Here is a 22,183-nt window from a genome sequence, read left to right as displayed (position 1 = left end):
TCCGCTCTGTGACAAGCCAAGAATTGTTAATACATTACCCGTCCTTATTACATCGAACCATGGAAAGTACGGTTGATAACATCTAGCTGCTGTTCGCGGGTCAGTTTAATGAAGTTCACTGCATAACCAGATACACGGATTGTCAACTGAGGATAGTTCTCTGGGTGCTCCATCGCATCCATCAGTTGTTCACGATCAAATACGTTTACATTAAGGTGATGCGCGTTGCTACCGAAATATCCATCCATCATAGCTACCAAGTTCTTCTCACGAATATCTTTCTCTTTACCAAGTGCTTTCGGCACAATGGAGAATGTATTCGAAATTCCGTCCAAACTGTGTTCATAAGGTAACTTAGCTACAGAACTCAAGGAAGCAAGTGCACCTTTTTTGTCGCGTCCATGCATTGGGTTCGCACCTGGAGCAAATGGTTCTCCCGCTTTACGTCCATCTGGTGTAGTACCTGTCTTCTTACCGTATACAACGTTCGAAGTGATGGTGAGTACAGACTGTGTTGGCAATGCATCACGGTAAGCTTTATGTTTGCGGATCATGCTCATGAAGGTCTCAACCAATTCAACAGCAATGCTGTCTACACGATCATCGTTATTACCGTAGCAAGGGAAATCTCCCTCGATTTCGAAATCAACAGCGATACCTTCCTCATTACGGATCGGTTTCACTTTTGCGTGTTTGATGGCACTCAGTGAGTCTGCTGCAACGGACAGGCCAGCGATACCACATGCCATAGTACGGAGGATATCACGGTCATGCAGAGCCATTTCAATCCGCTCATAAGAATATTTATCATGCATATAGTGAATTACGTTAAGTGTATTCATGTACAGCTTCGCAAGCCATTCCATCATTGGTTTGAAGCGTTTCATGACTTCATCATAAGTCAGGTACTCGGAAGTGATAGCAGGGAATTCAGGTCCTACTTGTGCACCAGATTTCTCATCACGACCACCATTGATAGCATACAGAAGGGCTTTAGCTAAATTCGCACGAGCTCCGAAGAACTGCATTTGTTTACCGATACGCATAGCGGATACGCAGCAAGCAATACCATAGTCATCACCGTAGATTGGACGCATCAGATCGTCGTTCTCGTATTGAATCGAGCTTGTCTCGATAGATACTTTTGCACAGAATTTCTTGAATCCTTCAGGCAATTTCTCTGACCACAATACAGTCAAGTTTGGTTCTGGGGCAGGTCCAAGGTTGTAAAGGGTGTGCAAGAAACGGAAGCTGTTCTTCGTAACACGTGTTTCACCATTCACAGACATACCGCCAATGGATTCTGTTACCCAAGTAGGGTCACCACTGAACAAATCGTTGTAATCTGGGGTACGCAAGAATTTAACGATACGAAGTTTCATGACAAAGTGGTCAACCAGTTCCTGTGCTGTTTCTTCAGTCAGTGTACCTTCAGCCAAATCGCGCTGAATGTAAATGTCCAAGAACGAGGATACACGTCCAAGGGACATCGCTGCACCGTTCTGTTCTTTAATTGCAGCCAGGTAACCAAAATACAACCACTGGAATGCTTCTTTAGCTGTTGTTGCCGGCTTGGAAATATCAAAGCCATGCATTTCCGCCATTTGCTTCAATTCTTTCAGTGCGCGGATTTGCTCTGACAGCTCTTCGCGAAGACGGATCACTGGCTCATCGATCACATCAACTTCGAGGCTGCTTAGTTCTTTCAATTTATCTTTAATGAGGAAGTCAATACCGTATAGTGAGATCCGGCGATAGTCACCGATAATACGTCCACGTCCGTATGCATCTGGAAGTCCAGTGATGATACCTGCTCTACGTGCTGCACGCATCTCAGGAGTGTAGGCATCAAATACACCTTGGTTATGCGTTTTACGAATATTTGTGAACATATCCACGATGCTTGCTGGAAGTTCAAAACCATAGGCGTTACAAGCATCAATCATCATTTTAATTCCGCCAAATGGCTGAATCGAACGTTTAAAAGGCTCATCGGTTTGTACACCAACGATTTGTTCCTTCTCTTTATCCAAATAGCCTGGTTTGTGCGACACAATCGTAGAAGGTGTGTTTACATCCACATCCAATACGCCGCCCGCTTCACGCTCTTTTTTGGTTAGATCGGATACAATATCCCATAATGCTGTTGTATTCGCTGTAGGTCCAACCAAAAAGTCATCAACACCGTAATATGGCTCAATATTTAAAGCAATAAAGTCATTTACGTCTACTGCTTTTGCCCACTTACCTGTTTTGAACCCTCTCCAACCGGACTGAACGTCTTTAATTTCTTTCTCAATCACCGACATCTCTGATCCCTCCAATTTATGTTCTGTTGTTGAGGCATGAGCTTATGGTATATCTTCTCATGTCCAACATCCCAGATCAATAAATGTGACGCTTTTCACAATGTTGGGCGCTATCCCCTGTTTGATTGCGAACTTGAAACTGTAAGAATTATCATCTGAGATTGTTTTTACACTTTTATTGTAGTCCTGTTCAATATATACATCTGTGACTAATATCACAAGATTGGTGATATTAGTCACGTTGTGTTAAGGGCTGTTTGTTAGTTGTCGTTTCTGTTAGAAACGTCCATAGAATGCATTGCGATAAACATCAGCCAGCTCAGTTACAAGTGGCAGCTTTGGATTCGCAGTCGTACATTGGTCCTCAAATGCACGATCAGCCAAGTACTCTACCCGATTTTCGAAGTCCACTGGATCAATGCCCAGCTGTTGGAACGATTCTTCAATACCCAGTTTCTTGTTCAACTCACGAATGGCATTAATCAAGCTGTTAACCCCTTCTTCCGTTGTACGAGCTGGTAATCCGAGAATGCGTGCGATCTCAGCATATCTTTCATCCGCAACGAAGTGAGTATATTTAGGCCAAGCAGCAAATTTCGTAGGCTTCTTAGCATTGTAACGAATAACGTGTGGCATTAGAATCGCATTGGTACGTCCGTGAGCCGTATGGTACTGCCCGCCCCATTTATGAGCCAAGCTGTGGTTGATACCAAGGAATGCGTTCGCAAAGGCCATACCTGCCAAAGTAGAAGCATTATGCATTTTCTCACGAGCCAATTTGTCGCCTGTCAGGGCCGACTGTTCAAGGTACTGGAATACGAGTTGAATTGCTTTGATTGCAAGACCATCGGTATAGTCGTTTGCCATAACCGATACATAAGCTTCGATCGCGTGTGTCAGAACGTCCATACCCGTGTCGGCAACAGCCGTTTTTGGCAAGCTGTATACAAACTCCGGATCGATAATCGCTACATCAGGTGTCAACTCGTAGTCAGCCAAAGGATACTTCGTATTTCCAAGCACTTTATCGGTAATAACTGCGAACGAGGTTACTTCCGATCCTGTACCAGATGTTGTTGGAATCGCAACAAACTTCGCTTTTTGACCGAGACGAGGGTATTTGTAAATCCGTTTACGGATGTCCATGAATTTCTGTTTTAAGTTATTGAAATCTGTATCTGGATATTCATAGAACAACCACATCGCTTTAGCAGCATCCATCGGCGATCCCCCACCAAGTGCGATAATGCAGTCAGGTTGGAATCTCTTCATCATCTCAGCACCACGTTCAACCGTTGTTGTCGATGGATCTGGCTCTACTTCAGAGAATACTTCAATAGCAACAGGAATCTGACGCTGACGCAGATAATGTTCAACTCTCTCCACATATCCGAGTTTTACCATCATGGGGTCCGTTATAATCGCTACCCGAGTAATGTCCGGCATTTTAGCAAGATACTGTGTTGATCCTTTTTCAAAATAGATTTTATTCGGCACTTTGAACCACTGCATATTCACCGTACGATGATTCACCCTTTTCACGTTAATGAGATTGACAGCACTTACGTTCGAAGATGTTGCATTGCGTCCATACGATCCACAACCGAGTGTAAGCGATGGAAGGTTAGTATTATAGATATCACCAATTCCGCCTTGCGAAGATGGCTGATTCACAAGCACACGGCAAGTTTGCATACGATTCGAGAATTTTTGAATGATTTCATCATTGTTCGAATGGATTACCGAAGAGTGACCCATACCACCAAAAGCAACGACTTCAGCAGCACGTTCTATCCCTTGCTCTGCATTCTTCACTTTGTAGCAAGCTAGAATTGGGCTAAGCTTTTCAGCCGACAATGGGAACTTCGGTCCTACACCTTCAATCTCAGCAACAAGGATTTTCGTTCCTTCCGGCACTTCAATACCGCATGCTTCAGCGATCTTCGTTGCTGGTTGACCTACGATTGCCGGATTTACGGCACATTTATCTGCTACGATAGCACCAGCGGTTAGCTTAGCAGCTTCCTCTTTATTCACGAAGTAGCAACCGCTAGCAATCATCTTTTTCTTCACTTGTTCAAAAATAGTTTCTTCTATAATAACAGCCTGTTCCGATGCACAGATCATACCGTTGTCAAAAGTTTTCGAGAGGATAAGGTCATTAACGGCTTGATCAAGATTGGCAGACTTTTCGATAAAGCATGGCACGTTACCAGGTCCTACTCCAAGCGCTGGTTTACCACAGCTGTAAGCGGCCTTAACCATTGCAGATCCACCAGTTGCCAGGATACATGCAACATCAGGATGGTTCATTAGTGTATTGGTTTTATCCATGGATGGAGCATCGATCCATTGAATACAATCTTCCGGTGCACCGTGCTTCACCGCTGCTTCCAGCAATATCTTGGCTGTTTCCCGGCTGCACTGTTGTGCGGATGGATGGAACCCGAAGATAATTGGATTTTTCGTCTTAATGGATATGAGAGCTTTAAAAATGGTGGTTGACGTTGGGTTCGTTACAGGTGTAATCCCCATAATGATCCCAACAGGTTCAGCAATCTTCTGATAGTTACCGTATGGATTATCTTCAATTACGCCAACGGTTTTATCATATTTAATGCTGTTGTGGATGTATTCAGTAGCGAACATATTCTTGATGATTTTGTCTTCATAGACACCTCGCCCAGTTTCTTGCACTGCCAATTTAGCTAAATGCATGTGTTTCTCTAGACCTGCAAGTGCCATTGCTTGAACAATCCCATCAATCTGCTCTTGGTTGAGAGCTTTAAACTGTTCACTTGCGCGTTTCGCTTTGTCAATTAAACCCTGAATATACTCACCTGCTGTTTGCTCCTTTACCTGAGTAACTCCATTGTTCTTGATAGCCATTCCCCTCATCCTCCTGTAAAAAAATGTTTATTATCTCTCTACACCTTGATCATATCACAGGGATCTCTAAAAAGATAGTGAATTATTTCACAAAGTTAAATGTTTTTTCTGAAATGGTTTGAAACGCTTACATCGCTTCTATGATGCATTTGTCTGTGTATTCTTGCACTTGTTCCCCCTTGTTTAAAGTGAAAATAATCACAATGTTTGAAATTTCGCCACTTTTACCTTGGTTTCCTCCCCCACAAGTGAATGTATTCACGTTATAATTAATTTAAATTTAACCGAAAATATGAAGGAGTTAGGGGATATAGACATGAAAACATTGGATAGTGTCATGGTAACCCAAGGAAATACCAGCTGTTTCTCGGAGCAAAATCTAAATCGTCTGCTTGTAAGCATGAAGGATCGTATCATACCGGAAGGATCACATCTCTTCTGGGAAGGTGATTTTTCAGATAAATTATATTACATTAAGCGTGGGCGTATTAAATTAACGAAATCGACTGACGAAGGAAAAGAACTTATACTATATATGTATCAAGCTGGCGACATGGTTGGTCAGGCGGATCCATTCTTTAGCACGAAGCACAGCTTCTCGGCTGAAGTTCTTGAAGAAAGTGAAGTCGGAGTCATTGAACATAAAGATTTAGAAATCCTTATCTGCCAACACTGTGATTTTGCGATCGACTTTATGAAATGGATGGGAATCCATCATCGTATTACACAAACGAAATTTAGAGACCTTATGATGTATGGTAAACCGGGTGCCCTTAGCTCAACGCTGATCCGTCTTAGTAACACTTATGGTGAGACGCTTGAAGATCAATCGATTCTTATTAATAAGAAAATTACACATACAGATCTATCAAATATGATCGGAGCTACTCGTGAGAGCGTAAACCGAATGCTCAGTGATCTTCGTAAGAAAGATGTTGTGGAATATATCAGCGGGATGATCGTTATTAAAGACTTAGCTGCACTTCAAGAAATATGCCACTGTGAACTATGCCCGCATGAAATTTGCCGGATCTAATCTGTTTGTATAGATAGCTTAAAGACACCCGAATATGAAATGTGATTCTGGGTGTCTTTTTGTTATGGTGTGCATAAAAAACGATACACAGTCCACAATAACGAGGTCTTTCCAAATCAATCACTAGGGAGTGTTTCGCATGAGAGAAGGTTTGATTCCTGCCGTTCTTGGAACAGTAGTATCTGCTTCTGGCGCCGCTCTATTTAGCAGCAGTAAGTACAAACTTGCCGCAACGGGAATTCTCGGGTTCGGTCTTGCCCATATCGTACTGGGTGCGATTGACTTAGTAGAACACCGGTAGACTGTTTTGGAGGATATAACCAAAGGGGACGCTCTGTAAGCCACACATCTGGCTTTAGAACGTCCCTTCTCTTTATGTTTTGATGTAAATTACATTATCTTTTTTCCTTTTACCGGCGAAATGAACCAGTATGCCATCCCAACGAACAAGGCTCCTCCAATAATATTACCAAGCGTAACTGGGATCATATTGCTAACCCAGCCGGTTATTGAAATCGTTTCTGGATGGCCGGGTAGTATCGTTGCCAAGGACAGAAGTGTCATATTCGCTACACTGTGTTCATAACCCGTAGCAATAAAGGCGAATAAGCACCACCATATCAGTATGAGCTTCGCAGTGTCCTCCTTCGCACGACTTCCCATCCACAGCGCGAGACAGACAAGCCAATTACACAAGATGCCTCGGAAAAACAGCTCCATAAACGGTGTATTCATCTTATTAGCTGCAACCGTAAAGAGCAAATGATCCGATGGAATAGCTTTAAACAAGCCGGTTCCCCATATCAACAGGCTAAGAAGCACTGCCCCACCAAGGTTACCAAGGAATACGATCACCCAGTTCTTCAATGTATCTCTGATGGATGTTCGCCCAGCTAGAGTACTCATCGTGAAAAACATATTGTTACCGGTAAACAGCTCCGCTCCTGCAAAAACAACTAATGTCAACGCAATCCCGAATGATGCACCCATGACTAAAGTCTGTAGCGGTGATCCCTCTACTGCAAACGGAGCTCCCAACTTAAAGATCAGAATGATTCCAATTCCAATATAGGCGCCGGCAAGCATAGCTGAGACTATATAACGAGTCATACTGGCACTCATCTGTTCCTTTTTCTTGACTGCTGCTTCAATGATGGTTTCCACTCCCTGTGTAAACATAGGGGTACCTCCTGAATTGTTATTCCGAGTAATGGCTATTCACTACAAGGCAATCTGTACAATATCATCCTCTAGACGGATGGTATAAGTCTGGACCTTTCCACTGTCAGGCTCCTGCACATTTCCAGTCTCCAAGTCAATTCGCCAGTCGTATAAAGGGTCATATAGATAATGTCCTGACACAATTCCCTCCGCAAGCGGCCCGCCTTTCGGGTGCGGGTTCTTATTCTCTAGCGCGAAAAATCGTCCATCAGATGTGCGGAACACCGCAATCTCTTCGTTCTCTATTACCACAACCCTTCCGATTCGCACCATAAACTCGTCAATTTTCCCAATAGCTATATACTGACTTGTCTTCATATGTCATCATCTCCTTTATTACAATCTACTCAGCAACTACAGGACTAGCATCTTGAAATAAAGCTTTACGGACTTGATTGTCATTAAGCACTTTCTGCCAAGGCTCTTCGACCTGCTGTAGAGCAACCTCGATTCTTTCCACCAAAGCTTTACGCTCTGCTTGATCCTCAACAATAACTTTTTTGATATGATCAAGCCCCATACGTTCGACCCATTCCGAAGTTCTCTCCAGATAGTTACCTGTTTCACGATAGTACTGGATAATAGCACCACATACTTCAAATAGTTCTTCATCCGTTTTCACCTTACAGAAAGTGTCTGCGATACGAGCCTTAATTCCGCCGTTCCCACCGATGAAAATTTCCCAACCTCCGTCATTACCAACGATACCAATATCTTTCGTACACGATTCAGCACAGTTACGTGGACAGCCATTTACAGCCATCTTGAACTTGGCGGGAAGATCCAGTCTCTCGAACTTTTTCTCAAGCTGCGCTCCCATCCCCATCGAGTCCTGTGTTCCAAAACGACAGAACGTCGAACCTACACAAGTTTTTACAGTACGAAGGGATTTAGCATAGGCATAACCCGAAGGCATATCGAGCTCTTCCCATACCTTAGGCAAATCTTCCTTCTTCACACCGATAAGATCTAGGCGCTGTCCCCCCGTCACCTTCACGACCTTAACGTCATATTTGAGCGAGACGTCTGCAATTCGCTTCAAATCCTCCGGTGTCGTCACGCCTCCATACATCCGCGGCACGACTGTATACGTACCATCCTTCTGGATATTAGCATTCATCCGTTCATTAACAAAGCGCGATTCCTTCTCATCTTCATGGGTTTCAGGATAAATCATACCTAAGTAATAGTTAATTGCTGGGCGGCACTTCGAGCACCCTTCAGGATTATTCCATTCCAAAACGTTCATAACTTCTCCGGTCGTTCTCAATCCTTTGGCACGAATATCAGCTACGATTTCATCACGGCTATGTGTCGTACATCCGCATATTCCTTGCTTAGCTACCGTTTGGAAACCGTCTCCAAGGACATATTGCAAGATCTGTTCAACAACGGGTTTACATCCGCCGCACGAACGGGTTGCACCTGTACATGCTTTAATTTCATCCACAGTGGTCAGGCCTTGAAGCGTTACCGCATCCACAATGGTCTTCTTGGTTACCCCATTACATCCACAGACAATCTCTTCGTCTGCCATGTTTTCGACCGAAGCTCCTTTGTTAGTGCCTCCACCACAGCACCCTGTACCCATTACCGTACTATATATTTCATCTGTCATTATGGCTTCCTGCTTGATTAGCTTCTGCAGAGCTGCCGATTCAGTCACATCTCCGAACAAAACAGCACCAACGATCACATTGTCTTTAAGCAGAATCTTTTTATATGTTTTTTTCCATTCATCCTTAGCTACAATGACAGTGTGCTCTGGACCTTCAATAAATTCACCGGCCGAAAATACATCGACTCCACTGATTTTCAGCTTGGTCGAAACGACCGATCCTTCATATGGCATGGTGTCTACACCGCATAGATGCTTCGCAAGCACCATACCTTGTTCAAATAAGGGTGCTACGAGGCCGTAGCATACCCCTCGGTGTTCATCACATTCTCCGACAGCATACACGTTTGCCATCGATGTCTGAAGATAATCATCCACCACGATCCCACGATTAACTTCAATTCCGCTCGCCTGTGCCACGTCCACATTCGGTTTAATCCCGACAGCCATGACGACAAACCCCGCTTCTAATTCTGTTCCGTCACTAAAACGAAGCCCGGTAACTCGATCTTCACCCAATAATTCAACCGTCTGCTTGCCCATGGCAAACTTTATTCCTTGACTCTCCAGCTCTGCTTGTAGCATAGCCGATGCCTGATGATCAAGCTGACGCTCCATAAGATCATTCATCAAGTGGATGACTGTAACATCCATGCCTAAATTGACAAGCCCCTTAGCAGCTTCAAGACCCAGAAGACCACCGCCTATAACCGCAGCTTTTTTATACAACTTAGCCGCCGCAAGCATTTGGCTACAATCAGCAATGTCTCTAAAACCAACAACACCTTTTTTGTCGCTACCTGGTACGGGAAGAATGAACTGATTTGAACCTGTGGCAATGATTACTCGATCATAAGGAACCTCGAGACCATTCTCAGCCACCACTACCTTATTTTCTTCATCTATTTTCGTGACGGTTGTTCCGGTGTAAAGTGTAATATCATTTTCTTTATACCAATTCCAATCATTCAGTACGATATCATCTACCGTTTTGCTTCCCTCAAGTACATAAGATAACATAATCCGATTATAGTTCGGGTGTGGTTCGCTGCCGAACACGGTAATATTATAAGCGCCACCTAATTTAATGATTTGCTCCACCGTACTGATCCCCGCCATACCATTACCAACGACAACTAGCTTTTGTTTGTGATCTCCAGTCATGTTCTCTTCCTCCTTAAAGGCATAACCAGCCTGCTTGATATGTCTGTCAGCAAGCCGTCCTCATGTTCAGATTTGAATGTCCCGCGCTTTGAATTTCCAATATTATGCTCTATGGCAACATTATACATTTAAAATTTAATGCTTATTGTGATTATGTTCACACCAATTGTGAATACTTTCACAAAATTAATTGAAAAAGATGAAAAAAAAAGACAGTTTTCACTGTCTCATCATTATCTCATTTATACAATTAACGCTTTCAAATATGCTCGCCCACCTTGAGGGATTTTCAAATATGGACGAAGACCGGTAAAACCTTTTGAGCTTAGATCGACTCCTGTCATCCAATTGCCCGATACACTGACACCTTCTGTGGACATAACTAATGAAGGCGCTGGAACATGCTCCTGGTATAAAGGAATTCTCGTCGAAAGGGTCTTGAAATCTTTACCTCTTTCCTTCAAGGGTAAAGGACTTAAGTATGTTGGTACTAAGTAATCAGATATAGCTTCCATTTCATCGTCAGTAAAAAACGGATCATCACCCAAAAATGGATGTAGGAGCTGTATCTTCTCGAACAAAGACCAAATGACCATTTGCAGCATTCTGCCGGTTAGGCCCTTGTCGTGGAGTATAGCTGTTTCTTGGGCATCCATGATTGAACTCGAATTCGATGAATCTCCATCCATCAGCAATTCGCTGTACCTCTCGTATCCGATACACTTCCATCCTTTTGGACTCTTAACCCATTTCTGAAATATTCCACTTTCTTGATTGCTTCGGATCGAGTACATTTGATCCCTCGCATCTGACTCTATTCCAGATAGCGCATTTCTTAATGAGACGGGCAAATATTGTTCCAGAAGATTTTGAGTCTTATCAAAAATATGCTGAACTCTTAACGAAGCCCTTTCAAGCTCGGCGGCTTCCTCTTGTCCATAATGAATATGCGGTAGTTTGACCGTATCTTTCATAAAGAATCGCCTCCTTGAATGTGTTTCAGAGCTTTTTTCAAATTATACTACACAGGACAACTTGTGGTGCAAGTACTCTTGTTAAATTAGAAAAAACCCTGCCCAAAGCACTAAGCTTTGGGCGAGGGTTTCTGTGAAACATCTTATCTTTTTACTTTACCCATTGCTCAGCCCAGTTCGAAATCTGTTCCATAACGGGTTTCAGTGCTCTTCCCTTATCAGTCAACTCGTATTCAATCCGAACAGGAGTTTCAGGATAAACATGCCGGATTAAGATCCCTTCACTTTCCAAATCTTTCATTCGTTCGGACAGCATTTTGTCACTCATCGATGGAATGAAGTTTGAAATATCTTTAAAACGTTTGGGACCACTCATCAGTGTCTGAATAATCAGCCCGTTCCAGCGCTTTCCTAGGAAAGCAAATGCGGACTCAAAACGAGGACATAAGCAGAGATTCGTAACTTCCATATCATTCACCTCTTTACAGAGTCACACTACCTAGTTGTGTTTCTTCATAAAACTTACAATTAGTTAGTACATATAATAATACCATATATTCTTGGAACTGAAAACCATTGATCTGTAAATTGTTGTCTCTCTATATTATCTATCTATTATAGCGATGACTTACCGAATACAAAAGGGGGAATATTTTATAAGATTCTACTTAATATATACATTTACCCAGTTACAACCTTTTGTATGCATGAAACAGCAAAAAGAAGGTCGCCCAAATATCGCTATGGGCAACCTTCTATTCAGAACAGAATTTGACTAAACTAGAACCCGCAATGAGCGGACAGGCTGGCTATTTCCGAATACAGGCTTAACTGTAAGGGCATTTAGTGCCGCCCAACGGATACCATTCGAGATTACCTTAATGATCTCAGGATTGTAGTACGTAGGATACGTTTCATGTCCCGGACGGAAATAAAATATGTTTCCTTGTCCACGCTTGAAAGTACAACCACTCCGGAATACTTCTCCACCTTCAAAGTTACTAACAAAAATCAGCTCATCTGGTGCAGGGATGTCAAAAAACTCGCCATACATCTCTTCATGCTCCAGTATGATCTGGCTATTCACTCCAGCCATAATTGGATGAGTTGGATTCACAGACCACAGAATTTCCTGCTCTCCCGCTTCGCGCCATTTCAAATCGCAACTTGTACCCATTAGTGCTTTAAACGGCTTCGAGAAATGCCCCGAGTGCAGTACAATCAGACCCATACCTTCTTGTACCCGCTTAACAACCTTATTTACAATTACGTCCTCTACACGATCGTGAGCCATGTGACCCCACCATAGGAGCACATCTGTCGAGTTCAGAACCTCATCTGTTAAGCCGTGTTCCGGTTCATCTAAGGTTGCTGTTCGAATGTTAAACTCAGGATCGCTCAATCCATCAGCTAATACCTTATGAATTCCTTCCGGATATACCGCTTTAACCTCATCATGAATCTTCTCGTGAACGAACTCGTTCCAAATGGTAACATTCAACATATTGTTTGTTTCCCCCTATTGTATTACATGTTCAAAGTGTTGAGCCTTACACCCACCACATATCACCAAGTGGCTCTTCAATTAATACCTGCTGCAAGTTTTGAACCGCTTTAGAGAAACCTTCTTCAACGGACATTAGACCATCTTCATGCTCAATACTTACAACATAATCATAGCCTACGAGACGCAGAGCACTCATCATATCTGCCCAAGCTTTCAAATCATGTCCATAACCTACGCTGCGGAACTGCCAAGCACGATCCATCATATTCGTGTAGGATTGCATATCTGTTAGACCATATTTATTCACGTTCACGGGATCAATGACTGTATCTTTTGCATGGAAGTGATGAATTGCTCCTTCACGACCTAAAATTTGAATAGCTTGAACCGGATCAATACCTTGCCACCACATGTGACTTGGATCAAGGTTCGCTCCGATAACCTCTCCTGCAGCTTCACGCAAGCGAAGCAGCGTAGCAGGGGTATGCACTGAGAATCCACCATGAAGCTCCAGACCGATCTTCACTCCGCGATCAGCAGCATATTTCCCCCACTCGGTCCAATAAGGAATTACTTTGTTATCCCATTGCCAAGTCAAAATTTCTTGGAAATCATTAGGCCAAGGCGCTACAGGCCAGTTCGGATATTTGGCATCCTCATGATCACCAGGGCAACCGGAGAACGTATTTACGACGGGAACTTCAAGCTTTTCTGCCAGCTCTACGGTTTTTACATATGTGTCATGGAATTCCTTAGCGATCTGCTTTTGAGGATGAAGTGGGTTACCATGACAGCTTAGCGCACTAATAATTAGACCACGAGATTCAACCGCATTTTTAAAGTTCTTCAGTGCAGTTTCGTTCTCAAGTAGTTCTGCTGGATTACAGTGAGCGTTGCCAGGAAAACCACCTGTCCCAATTTCTACAGCCTTAAGACCTTTTGAAGCTACATAATCAAGTGCATCCTCCAATTTACGACCGCTTAGCAATACCATAAATACTCCGAGTTTCATACGATCCCTCCTGGTTCATTGTGTAGTAAGTATAATTAAATTTTACAATAGCTTAATCTTCAAAATAGACTGCTTTACCTGTTTTGGCAGACTCATAAATAGCTTCAAGCACCTGTGTAACCACATAGGCTTGCTCTGGTTTCACTACTGGCTCTTTATCTTCGAGAACAGCTTCGATCCAAAGTCTTGCTTCTCGATCTGCTTCATTCTCCGATGATCCACTATAAAATGCAACGCCGCCTGCACTAAGATCCACTTTGGTTTCATACAGTCTGCTCATTTTTTCACCATTGATGCGCAGACCATCCTTCATATCCGCTCCACCTTCAGTACCTGCAAGAATAGTCTTAGCTTCACCTGTCTCAACTACATTCAAAGCCCAGCTGGATTCAAGAACAATGGTAGCTCCATTGGACATCGTGATGAAACCAAAAGCCGAATCCTCTACCTTGAACTCTTTTGGATCCCAAGGACCAAATGCATTCGCTGCATTTTCACGTCCACCAAGTTTATGGAATGTAGATCCCATTACACTTTTCGGCTTGTAGTTATCCATTAGCCAGAGTGTCAAATCAAGAGCATGTGTACCGATGTCGATTAATGGTCCCCCACCTTGCTTCTCTTCATCAAGGAATACACCCCAAGTTGGGACTGCACGGCGGCGTACTGCTAATGCCTTTCCAAAATAAACATCTCCTAGCTCACCGTTCTCACACATTTCTTTCAGGTATAAGCTGTCATTACGGAAACGGTTTTGGTAGCCGATCGTCAGCTTCATGCCTGTACGTTTCGCAGCATCAAGCATGTCCTTTGCCTGGGCAGCTGTTTTTGCCATTGGCTTCTCGCACATTACATGCTTACCAGCTTCTAAAGAAGCGATGGTAATCTCGGCGTGAGAATCATTCGGCGTACATACATGAATGACATCCAGACCTCCATCTTTCAAAAGTTCACGGAAATCTGTGTATACCTTCGCGCCTTCTGCACCAAAATCTGCTGCAGCTTGTTCTGCACGCTCCGGAATAATATCACAGAACGCAACCATCTCTGCTTGCTTCTGTTTCTTCAAACTTGGCATATGTTTGCCGTTTGCGATGCCACCGCATCCGATAATTCCAATCTTTAATGTCTTAGACACTTATATTTCCTCCTTCAAGGGGTGGGTTGGGTTTAGAGAGCCTTTAGCTATCTCGTCAAGTGCAGTTACCCCAGAGCGACCAAACATATTGTTTCATTCGTAATCATGGTTAAAATGGCGCCGTTCTCGATGTCCACTATTCCCGTCATGTGTATCGGCATCTGTATTGTAATAGGCTTGACGCTAATTGCCCCCATCATTGCTCGATTATTATGGTCACTTTATGACTGTGAAGATGCCCGAGCAACTAGTATCATGGTATTCTGAAATGAATTCATTTAAAATGAATTATATGATCAAAACATGAACAATCTGGTCATTATTTTTTGTTTAAAGGGGACTCACCAATGCTTGAAGATATTTCCACACAAGTCATGGCAGCCAATTTCTCGTTTCATCGAAAACCATTCGAAATGACGATGTTAAACGGTTTTGATACCTATCTAATGCGCCTTCAAACCGATGGCCGCTGTCGCGCTCGAATCGACAATGAGTTATCACTTATCGAATCAGGTGATCTTCTCATATTCAGCCCTGGACAACCTTATGAATTGAGGATCGATGAAGAAATAAATCCACAGGGAGAATCCATTGTAGAAAGCGGAGACTATCACATTTTTTTCAAAGGACCTTGGGTAGACTCCTGGTGGCAATCACGCAGACGACCTACGCGGATTCGTATCCCACTCGATGAACGTCATATCGGACTCTTCCGTCAGGTGATCATGGAGCAGCGGCGTTTATCGAATCCTTGTCCAGAAATATCAGATTACACTGTCCGTGTACTTTGCCTTGAGGTCGATCGTTTACTTTCAGAGCAACCGTCCACTACGCCTAAACTGTATCTTGCACATCGCATGAAAAATTATATCGAAGAAAATGCCTCATCCATATTTAAACTGGAAGATGTGGCTGCACATGTTGATATTAGTGTGTCACGTGCCGTTCATCTGTTTAAAGAGGCATTCGGTACAACGATTATGCAATATACGCTGGACGTTCGCATTGATATGGCACGAGAAAGAATCATATTTAGCGGAATGTCACTTGAAGATGTGGCTGAAACATCTGGTTTTGCGAACTATACATATTTTCACCGAGTTTTCCGTTCACGATTCGGCATATCACCTAAACAATTTCGAATGGCTAGTCGAACATCCATGTAGAACTTATTCATTTGTACATATGAGCAGCACAAAGCCCCCTGAAACAGGGGGCTTTCGTGTATAGGTATGAATGATAAGAACTTATTCGTTAGGACTGGATTTGACTTGATCCCGTTGCTTAATGGCTTCGGTAACGGTCATCGCTAGATCATCATTACCGAACAAAGAGAGTACTCCCAGTAATGTCTGATCCGGAATATCTCCAGCTTCTTCTTTAGGAACAGTTAATTCAAGCACACGCGTTAAAGACTCATTCTCTACTTGATCAGGATAAGCCTTTCTGTATAATTCAGCAGGATCTATACTGTGATTTACACACCACTGTGCAAAGACGAGAATCATCATATCCTCATCTTGTCTGTAACTTTCCACAATCCGCTCTTCTACGGATTTGTCCGCAGATTCCATAAATTTCTCCTCCTCATGCTGAGGGAAGCACTGTCAGCAGCCTTCCTTCTGTCCATGAAGTCATTATACCTTTTTTATGGTCATAATTAAAAATAATGCCTAATCCACCATTTTGACATGAACAGGATCATGCTTTGCTTTTTCATCTTTCTTCTTCTTGATCCATGTGCCCAGACCAATAATAAGAGCAACAACGACAAGTTCAAAGCCATACTTCACGATCGAATTAGCAAACCAATTGTGGATCATCGGTTCTTCCACGATCATTTTGGATGCCGTCCAAGCTAGTACAGCCGCTCCAATTGTAATGACGATGGGATACTTATCCGTTAACTTCAGGATGAGAGTACTTCCCCACACCATAATCGGAACCGAAATTGCAAGTCCGATAATAACAAGCATGAAGTCGCCTTCTGCTGCACCTGCCACGGCAAGTACGTTATCAAGTCCCATCATCGCGTCCGCGATAATAATCGTACGAATTGCAGCCCACATTTGACTGCCTGCAGATATTTCATGTTGTTTCTCATCTACAAGCAACTTGTAGGCAATCCACAGCAATGCCAGACCTCCGACCAGTCTCAAGCCCGGGATTAATAAGAGCTGAACGACCAGAAGCGTGGCAACAATGCGGATTACAATCGCACCGATGGTACCCCAAATAATTACTTTTTTCTGGTCTTCCTTCTGCACGTTTCTAGCTGCAAGACCGATGACAATCGCGTTGTCTCCAGCCAGCACCAAGTCAATGACGACGATTGACAGGAGTGCCATCCAAAATTCCATGGTCATGATATCCATGCTTCCCCCACCTTTCTTTGTATGTCTCTATGTTTCCTCTTCCCGATGACCTCCATCCCATGAAAAAAAAGCGCCATCCCCTTAAATAAGGTAACGGCGCTTTTTAGACACATAAAAAGACCTTTACCTTATTCAAGAATAGGCAAAGGTCTCGCTAACAACTATAATTCGTTGCCAATAAAGCCGGGGATTGAATAGATCCCGTAATGACGACTTTACTGCTTAAAGCTACTCCCCTTTGGGAAATATTCGGTTGGACATATTATAGCATAAGGCTTACTTTCTTGGCTAACTATTATTTTTTGCCTGTAATTTGTTATGATTGTCCTATACAATCCATTCTCTATAAGTGTAGAAAGGAATCTTTATGAAAAAATGGATCACACCTGTTATCTATATCGTAGCGCTAATCTTCGCGTTTATTTATAGAAATGAAATATTCGAATGGTTACAAACAAATGATTCCTTCTTACTACTTCTTGGGTTAGCAACAGTACTTGCTCTATTTCCCATCCTCCCTTATAAAGCCGTCATCGCTGTATTAGGATATACCTATGGCACTTTCTGGGGGGGCCTTGTTGCATGGCTTGGTACGACCATTGCCGCAATAATCATCTACGCAGCAGCAGCCAGCATTTATAGGAGTTCTGGAAGAAGGTTTCTAGCCAAATTCAAGTCACTGGATAGATTTACATCCGCATTAGAACAGCATCCCTTCAAAACCATGGTTATCGCAAGATTGATACCAATTGTTCCGCAGATGGCGGTCAATGTCTATGCGGGTGTCGCATCGATTCCTTTCTGGATCTATACGATAGCCTCCGGTCTTGGAAAGATCCCTGCAATCTTTATCTATTCCTTCCTTGGGAATGGGCTTGCCAATCATCCGGTTCAGGTTACGATGATCACATTCATGATTGCCGGGATTGCAGTAATCAGTTTCGCAATTTACTATGGTTTAAACCGACGAAAAAAGCGGATATAGTATTTTTTTGGTTACTGCACTAAAATGCGATATAATGAAGATTGCAACCATTTATCTATGACTATGGAGGGATATCATGAATAATATACAATCTAACGCAACAGAGCTAGCCACATTTGCGGGAGGATGCTTCTGGTGCATGGTCTCTCCTTTTGAAGAGATGCCTGGCATCATTAAGGTTGTCTCCGGTTATACCGGCGGACATATTCAGAACCCAACCTATGAACAGGTTTGTTCGAATACAACGGGACATTATGAAGCCGTACAAATAACGTTCGATCCTCAAGTTTTCCCATACGAGAAGCTGCTTGAGCTATTCTGGCAGCAAATTGACCCAACCGATGCCGGAGGACAATTCCATGACAGAGGTGCTTCTTATCGTACAGCTATTTTCTATCATAATGAAGATCAGAAGATAAAGGCTGAAGCATCTAAGCAGGCGCTTGAGGCAAGTGGTCGATTTGACAAACCAATTGTAACTTCTATTATTCCGGCAAGTGATTTCTATGAGGCTGAGGAATATCATCAAGGTTATCATAAGAAAAACCCAGCTCACTACAAGCGTTATCGTAAAGGTTCTGGACGTGAAGATTTCATTGAATCCCATTGGTCAGCATCCTTTGATCAACAAGAACTCAAATCTCGTCTAACCCCGCTGCAATATGAAGTGACACAAAACAGTGCTACAGAGCCACCTTTCCGTAATGAGTACTGGGATCATCATGGCGAAGGAATTTATGTTGATATAGTCTCTGGAGAGCCTCTCTTCTGTTCTCTAGACAAATATGACGCTGGTTGTGGTTGGCCAAGCTTCACCCGTCCAATTCGTGAGTATAATGTTAAAGAAAAAGCCGATCTAAGCCATATGATGATACGTACAGAGGTCCGCAGTAAGCACAGCGATTCCCACTTGGGTCATGTATTCGAGGATGGCCCCGGCCCGAACGGATTACGTTACTGTATCAACTCTGCTGCTCTCCGGTTTGTCCCAAAAGAGGACATGGAGAAAGAAGGATATGCTGAATATCTGCAACTATTTGAATAGACCTGAATCAAAAGCCCTCTTAGCAGAGGGCTTTTTCTTGTTTCGATTACAATCGAGGTAAAAGGGTAAGTACATATTAAATTGAGTTTGAGGAGGGACATGTTATGCCTTGGAATAAAGAGGATTACCCCACATCCATGAAAAATCTGGAGCCACGTGTTCGAAACAAAGCTATCGAGATTGCGAATGCACTGCTGGAAGAAGATTATGAAGAAGGTCGTGCCATTGCAATCGCTACATCTAAGGCTGAAGAATGGAATGATAACCATCCCAAGCATCGGAAATCCTAGACTCACGGTTGTTAAATCTGTAACTCCTAGCGGGCTTTCAATAATGCATATCATTACTTCACACACTAAAAAAGCTCGCCCTGATCCGGGCGAGCTTCTCGTAATAAAATTAACGGCCTCCAACCGATTGCGGTGCGGTCCGAGTAACCTTATTTCGCTGCACACGTGCTGGTTTCTTGACCAGACCATACGTTGCCGTAATCGTAATCATCTGTCCAGCAATGGATACAGCAAGAATTGTATATAATGTTTCAATTAGCGGCATGTAGAATAACGATAATAGAAGTACTACGGCATCCATAAGGAAGAACGCCGTTCCCACCTTCATTCCGCTCCATTCACTCACCAAAACGGAAATCGCATCGTCTCCACCGGTCGCTCCGCCGAAGCGAAGAACAATTCCAGCTCCAAAACCAGTAAGTATTCCCGATAAAATTGCAGCTACCAGTAAGTTATGGTTAAGATCAATCACTAACGGAGAGTAACGTTCCATCATGGCATAAAAGAATGTAAACATGCCGGATGCAATCATCGTATTCAGAATAAATTTCCGACCCTTTAAAAACCAGGCAATCACTAGCACAGGTATATCCATCAGGAGCATACTAAGTGCCGGCGGTATATCTAACGTATATTTGCCCAGTAGGGCTAGCCCCATAAATCCGCCTTCTGATAAATGGTTCTGAAAGTTAATGTGGTAATAAGTAAACGCTAATAAAAAAGTTCCGAATAACATAGCTAACATAGTATACATCAACATTTTGATGTCTTTTCTTGTCCTCATACAGGTTCCCTCTAGTCCTAGTAGATTGGTCAGACAACGGCCAACCTCCACGGTAAGGTACCCTTGAGGAGTTCATCCTTCGCATCAAAGCTTCCTTCCCTTCGCAGAGGCTGTCCTTGTCTTCAGACGTCCGACTTTGCTCTACGGAAGAAGCTAAGTGTATGAGAGATCATAACGTTTCCAAATCGTCCTTTGGGGATTCGTCCTTCGGGGACACATGGTATCCTGATCCTTTCTTGTTGTTAATTTTGTTTGTATTAAATAGATTGAACTGACGCAGGGATTCACCGGTGAAATCACCTTCCGTTCAATCTTTCGCTAAATATATTATAACACAATTATAATGTTAACTAAACAGCTTGCTCTCTATGATGTATTTCTTTCGCTTTCATCGAAGACATTCATAGAAAGGGTTTATGAATAATATATATGTTCATCAATCTGAAATATGCAGTGTGATCATAATCACTAATCCCCCTCTTCTATGCTGGATATACTAATAGGGCAAGGATATTTAGCACTTTGGAGAAGAGGGATATTACAATGCTTGACACACAAACTATTCAAATTATTAAATCCACGGTTCCCGTTCTGGAAGTCCACGGGAAAAACATAACGACTGTATTTTACCAAAAGCTATTTCACCATCACCCGGAGCTTCTGAACATCTTTAATCATGCGAATCAGCGTCAGGGTAAACAACCAACAGCACTTGCTGGTGCAGTCTACGCTGCAGCAGCTAACATTGATCAATTAGAGAACATTCTACCCGTTGTAAAACAGATCGGTGAGAAGCACCGCGCACTTAACGTTCTGCCTGAGCATTACCCTATTGTTGGTGAAACATTGCTTGCTGCTATTCAAGAAGTGCTCGGTGATGCAGCTACACCAGAAATTATTGATGCTTGGGGTAAAGCGTATCAGGTCATCGCAGATGCATTTATTAGTGTAGAAGCTGAAATGTATCAGGCTGCCGAATCAACTACGGGTGGATGGAGAGGCTATCGTAACTTCATTATTGACCGTAAAGAACAAGAAAGTAGCGTAATCACTTCCTTCTATCTAAAGCCGGAAGATGGACAACCAATTGCTCAGTATGAACCAGGTCAATATATTACATTGCGTGTTAAACCAGATGGAGAACAGTATTCTCACATCCGTCACTATACCCTATCTACAGCTCCTGGTCAGAACTACTACAAAATCAGTGTTAAGCGCGAAGACGCAACAGATACGAAACCAGAAGGTGTTGTCTCATCTTGGCTTCATCGCCATGCTGAGGTTGGAACAGTTGTAGAGCTTAGTGCGCCAGCTGGATCATTTACTCTAGATATGAAGAATGATCAACCTCTTGTGCTTATTAGTGGTGGTGTGGGATTAACTCCAATGATCAGCATGCTTGAAACAGTTCTCGTAAATCAACCTGAGCGTCCTGTAACCTACATTCATGCTGCGATCGACGGCAGTTATCATGCGATGAAAGACCATGTTGATCAGCTTGCAGCAAAACATAAGCAACTCAGCACCTACATTGTTTATGAATGCCCACGCGAAGGTGAAGTTTGCCATAAAGAAGGCTACATCGATGAATCCTTCTTAGCAGATAAAATAGCTCGGTTGTCCGACTGCTACTTCTGCGGACCTCAACCGTTCATGGCTTCAGTCTACAAGAACCTCAAGGCACTGGGCGTAGCAGACGAAAATATTCATTATGAATTCTTCGGACCCGCAGCATCTTTAGAAGCATAAAATTAGGCTAATCATTCTCAGGCGCTACAATTTCAACCTTGATTCGATCAGGATCCTCGAAAAAAAGCGCGTAATGACTTGGTCGAC

General features: G+C 43.0%; 20 protein-coding genes. 7 read left to right on the top strand and 13 right to left on the bottom strand.

The genetic code is table 11. From position 1 onward, the window contains the following. Window positions 1-47: 47 nt before the first annotated feature. Both pflB and adhE read right to left on the bottom strand, forming a co-directional pair. Window positions 48-2,309, bottom strand: coding sequence for a formate C-acetyltransferase (gene pflB, locus ACK8P5_RS09380; RefSeq protein ID WP_422660674.1), 2,262 nt, complete (start codon window positions 2,307-2,309; stop codon window positions 48-50). Between the two features lie 276 nt (window positions 2,310-2,585). Continuing rightward, complete coding sequence (gene adhE, locus ACK8P5_RS09375) at window positions 2,586-5,198, bottom strand: bifunctional acetaldehyde-CoA/alcohol dehydrogenase (RefSeq protein WP_422660673.1); 2,613 nt, start codon at window positions 5,196-5,198, stop codon at window positions 2,586-2,588. Window positions 5,199-5,514: 316 nt separating this feature from the next. Here adhE and ACK8P5_RS09370 point away from each other — a divergent pair, with 316 nt between their 5' ends. After that, entirely contained in the window at window positions 5,515-6,234 is a 720-nt protein-coding gene (locus tag ACK8P5_RS09370) for a Crp/Fnr family transcriptional regulator (RefSeq protein WP_422660672.1), read from the top strand. A gap of 139 nt (window positions 6,235-6,373) precedes the next feature. Beyond that, entirely contained in the window at window positions 6,374-6,535 is a 162-nt protein-coding gene (locus tag ACK8P5_RS09365) for an asparagine synthase (protein ID WP_422660671.1), read from the top strand. 89 nt (window positions 6,536-6,624) lie between these two features. Here ACK8P5_RS09365 and ACK8P5_RS09360 read toward each other — a convergent pair whose 3' ends face one another. The 8 genes from ACK8P5_RS09360 to ACK8P5_RS09325 all read right to left on the bottom strand — a co-directional run bounded on the left by ACK8P5_RS09360 (window position 6,625) and on the right by ACK8P5_RS09325 (window position 14,868). Continuing rightward, a complete protein-coding gene (locus ACK8P5_RS09360) occupies window positions 6,625-7,413 on the bottom strand; it encodes a formate/nitrite transporter family protein (RefSeq protein ID WP_422660670.1) in 789 nt (262 codons plus the stop codon). 42 nt (window positions 7,414-7,455) lie between these two features. Then, window positions 7,456-7,773 (bottom strand): nitrite reductase small subunit NirD, encoded by a 318-nt coding sequence (gene nirD / locus ACK8P5_RS09355; protein ID WP_422660669.1) that lies wholly within the window; start codon window positions 7,771-7,773, stop codon window positions 7,456-7,458. A 25-nt stretch (window positions 7,774-7,798) separates the two neighbouring features. Next, window positions 7,799-10,237, bottom strand: a complete 2,439-nt coding sequence (nirB, locus tag ACK8P5_RS09350) for a nitrite reductase large subunit NirB (protein ID WP_422660668.1) — start codon at window positions 10,235-10,237, stop codon at window positions 7,799-7,801. 242 nt (window positions 10,238-10,479) lie between these two features. Beyond that, window positions 10,480-11,211, bottom strand: coding sequence for a hypothetical protein (locus ACK8P5_RS09345; RefSeq protein WP_422660667.1), 732 nt, complete (start codon window positions 11,209-11,211; stop codon window positions 10,480-10,482). A gap of 151 nt (window positions 11,212-11,362) precedes the next feature. Continuing rightward, entirely contained in the window at window positions 11,363-11,680 is a 318-nt protein-coding gene (locus tag ACK8P5_RS09340; protein ID WP_422660666.1) for a winged helix-turn-helix transcriptional regulator, read from the bottom strand. Between the two features lie 306 nt (window positions 11,681-11,986). Further along, window positions 11,987-12,715 (bottom strand): ThuA domain-containing protein, encoded by a 729-nt coding sequence (locus tag ACK8P5_RS09335; RefSeq protein ID WP_422660665.1) that lies wholly within the window; start codon window positions 12,713-12,715, stop codon window positions 11,987-11,989. A 46-nt stretch (window positions 12,716-12,761) separates the two neighbouring features. Continuing rightward, window positions 12,762-13,730: a sugar phosphate isomerase/epimerase family protein gene (locus ACK8P5_RS09330; RefSeq protein ID WP_422660664.1), complete on the bottom strand. Its 969-nt coding sequence runs from the start codon at window positions 13,728-13,730 to the stop codon at window positions 12,762-12,764. A gap of 52 nt (window positions 13,731-13,782) precedes the next feature. Then, window positions 13,783-14,868 (bottom strand): Gfo/Idh/MocA family protein, encoded by a 1,086-nt coding sequence (locus ACK8P5_RS09325; protein WP_422660663.1) that lies wholly within the window; start codon window positions 14,866-14,868, stop codon window positions 13,783-13,785. Between the two features lie 347 nt (window positions 14,869-15,215). On the opposite strand from ACK8P5_RS09325, the gene ACK8P5_RS09320 reads away from it, so the two are divergent. Then, window positions 15,216-16,034, top strand: coding sequence for an AraC family transcriptional regulator (locus tag ACK8P5_RS09320; RefSeq protein WP_422660662.1), 819 nt, complete (start codon window positions 15,216-15,218; stop codon window positions 16,032-16,034). 81 nt (window positions 16,035-16,115) lie between these two features. Here ACK8P5_RS09320 and ACK8P5_RS09315 read toward each other — a convergent pair whose 3' ends face one another. Further along, window positions 16,116-16,442 (bottom strand): hypothetical protein, encoded by a 327-nt coding sequence (locus tag ACK8P5_RS09315; RefSeq protein WP_422660661.1) that lies wholly within the window; start codon window positions 16,440-16,442, stop codon window positions 16,116-16,118. Window positions 16,443-16,541: 99 nt separating this feature from the next. Next, window positions 16,542-17,243, bottom strand: a complete 702-nt coding sequence (locus ACK8P5_RS09310) for a TerC family protein (RefSeq protein WP_422660660.1) — start codon at window positions 17,241-17,243, stop codon at window positions 16,542-16,544. 367 nt (window positions 17,244-17,610) lie between these two features. Between ACK8P5_RS09310 and ACK8P5_RS09305 the strand changes: the two genes are divergently transcribed. The 3 genes from ACK8P5_RS09305 to ACK8P5_RS09295 all read left to right on the top strand — a co-directional run bounded on the left by ACK8P5_RS09305 (window position 17,611) and on the right by ACK8P5_RS09295 (window position 19,563). After that, window positions 17,611-18,228 (top strand): TVP38/TMEM64 family protein, encoded by a 618-nt coding sequence (locus ACK8P5_RS09305; RefSeq protein ID WP_422660659.1) that lies wholly within the window; start codon window positions 17,611-17,613, stop codon window positions 18,226-18,228. Between the two features lie 76 nt (window positions 18,229-18,304). Beyond that, window positions 18,305-19,273, top strand: coding sequence for a peptide-methionine (S)-S-oxide reductase MsrA (msrA, locus tag ACK8P5_RS09300; protein ID WP_422660658.1), 969 nt, complete (start codon window positions 18,305-18,307; stop codon window positions 19,271-19,273). A 104-nt stretch (window positions 19,274-19,377) separates the two neighbouring features. Then, window positions 19,378-19,563, top strand: coding sequence for a hypothetical protein (locus ACK8P5_RS09295; RefSeq protein ID WP_422660657.1), 186 nt, complete (start codon window positions 19,378-19,380; stop codon window positions 19,561-19,563). A gap of 109 nt (window positions 19,564-19,672) precedes the next feature. On the opposite strand, the gene ACK8P5_RS09290 is transcribed toward ACK8P5_RS09295, so the two are convergent. Further along, window positions 19,673-20,347: a YitT family protein gene (locus tag ACK8P5_RS09290; RefSeq protein ID WP_422660656.1), complete on the bottom strand. Its 675-nt coding sequence runs from the start codon at window positions 20,345-20,347 to the stop codon at window positions 19,673-19,675. A gap of 543 nt (window positions 20,348-20,890) precedes the next feature. Between ACK8P5_RS09290 and hmpA the strand changes: the two genes are divergently transcribed. Further along, a complete protein-coding gene (gene hmpA / locus ACK8P5_RS09285; RefSeq protein WP_422660655.1) occupies window positions 20,891-22,096 on the top strand; it encodes an NO-inducible flavohemoprotein in 1,206 nt (401 codons plus the stop codon). Window positions 22,097-22,183 lie beyond the last annotated feature (87 nt).

The organism is Paenibacillus sp. EC2-1, from assembly GCF_049311625.1.
In the GTDB taxonomy this organism is placed as follows: Bacteria; Bacillota; Bacilli; order Paenibacillales; family Paenibacillaceae; genus Paenibacillus_AQ.
The sequence above is the reverse complement of the archived record's forward strand: the minus strand, read 5'-3'. Positions and strand labels throughout refer to the sequence as shown.

What these genes read in the sequence shown, in the direction of transcription:
- ACK8P5_RS09335 (WP_422660665.1), bottom strand. Translation starts at nt 12,715, where the DNA reads ATGTTGAATGTTACCATTTGGAACGAGTTCGTTCACGAGAAGATTCAT.
- ACK8P5_RS09290 (WP_422660656.1), bottom strand. Translation starts at nt 20,347, where the DNA reads ATGAGGACAAGAAAAGACATCAAAATGTTGATGTATACTATGTTAGCT.
- ACK8P5_RS09360 (WP_422660670.1), bottom strand. Translation starts at nt 7,413, where the DNA reads ATGTTTACACAGGGAGTGGAAACCATCATTGAAGCAGCAGTCAAGAAA.
- ACK8P5_RS09365 (WP_422660671.1), top strand. Translation starts at nt 6,374, where the DNA reads ATGAGAGAAGGTTTGATTCCTGCCGTTCTTGGAACAGTAGTATCTGCT.
- ACK8P5_RS09330 (WP_422660664.1), bottom strand. Translation starts at nt 13,730, where the DNA reads ATGAAACTCGGAGTATTTATGGTATTGCTAAGCGGTCGTAAATTGGAG.
- ACK8P5_RS09310 (WP_422660660.1), bottom strand. Translation starts at nt 17,243, where the DNA reads ATGGATATCATGACCATGGAATTTTGGATGGCACTCCTGTCAATCGTC.
- nirD (WP_422660669.1), bottom strand. Translation starts at nt 7,773, where the DNA reads ATGAAGACAAGTCAGTATATAGCTATTGGGAAAATTGACGAGTTTATG.
- pflB (WP_422660674.1), bottom strand. Translation starts at nt 2,309, where the DNA reads ATGTCGGTGATTGAGAAAGAAATTAAAGACGTTCAGTCCGGTTGGAGA.
- ACK8P5_RS09320 (WP_422660662.1), top strand. Translation starts at nt 15,216, where the DNA reads ATGCTTGAAGATATTTCCACACAAGTCATGGCAGCCAATTTCTCGTTT.
- ACK8P5_RS09305 (WP_422660659.1), top strand. Translation starts at nt 17,611, where the DNA reads ATGAAAAAATGGATCACACCTGTTATCTATATCGTAGCGCTAATCTTC.
- hmpA (WP_422660655.1), top strand. Translation starts at nt 20,891, where the DNA reads ATGCTTGACACACAAACTATTCAAATTATTAAATCCACGGTTCCCGTT.
- nirB (WP_422660668.1), bottom strand. Translation starts at nt 10,237, where the DNA reads ATGACTGGAGATCACAAACAAAAGCTAGTTGTCGTTGGTAATGGTATG.
- ACK8P5_RS09315 (WP_422660661.1), bottom strand. Translation starts at nt 16,442, where the DNA reads ATGGAATCTGCGGACAAATCCGTAGAAGAGCGGATTGTGGAAAGTTAC.
- ACK8P5_RS09295 (WP_422660657.1), top strand. Translation starts at nt 19,378, where the DNA reads ATGCCTTGGAATAAAGAGGATTACCCCACATCCATGAAAAATCTGGAG.
- ACK8P5_RS09345 (WP_422660667.1), bottom strand. Translation starts at nt 11,211, where the DNA reads ATGAAAGATACGGTCAAACTACCGCATATTCATTATGGACAAGAGGAA.
- msrA (WP_422660658.1), top strand. Translation starts at nt 18,305, where the DNA reads ATGAATAATATACAATCTAACGCAACAGAGCTAGCCACATTTGCGGGA.
- ACK8P5_RS09340 (WP_422660666.1), bottom strand. Translation starts at nt 11,680, where the DNA reads ATGGAAGTTACGAATCTCTGCTTATGTCCTCGTTTTGAGTCCGCATTT.
- adhE (WP_422660673.1), bottom strand. Translation starts at nt 5,198, where the DNA reads ATGGCTATCAAGAACAATGGAGTTACTCAGGTAAAGGAGCAAACAGCA.
- ACK8P5_RS09370 (WP_422660672.1), top strand. Translation starts at nt 5,515, where the DNA reads ATGAAAACATTGGATAGTGTCATGGTAACCCAAGGAAATACCAGCTGT.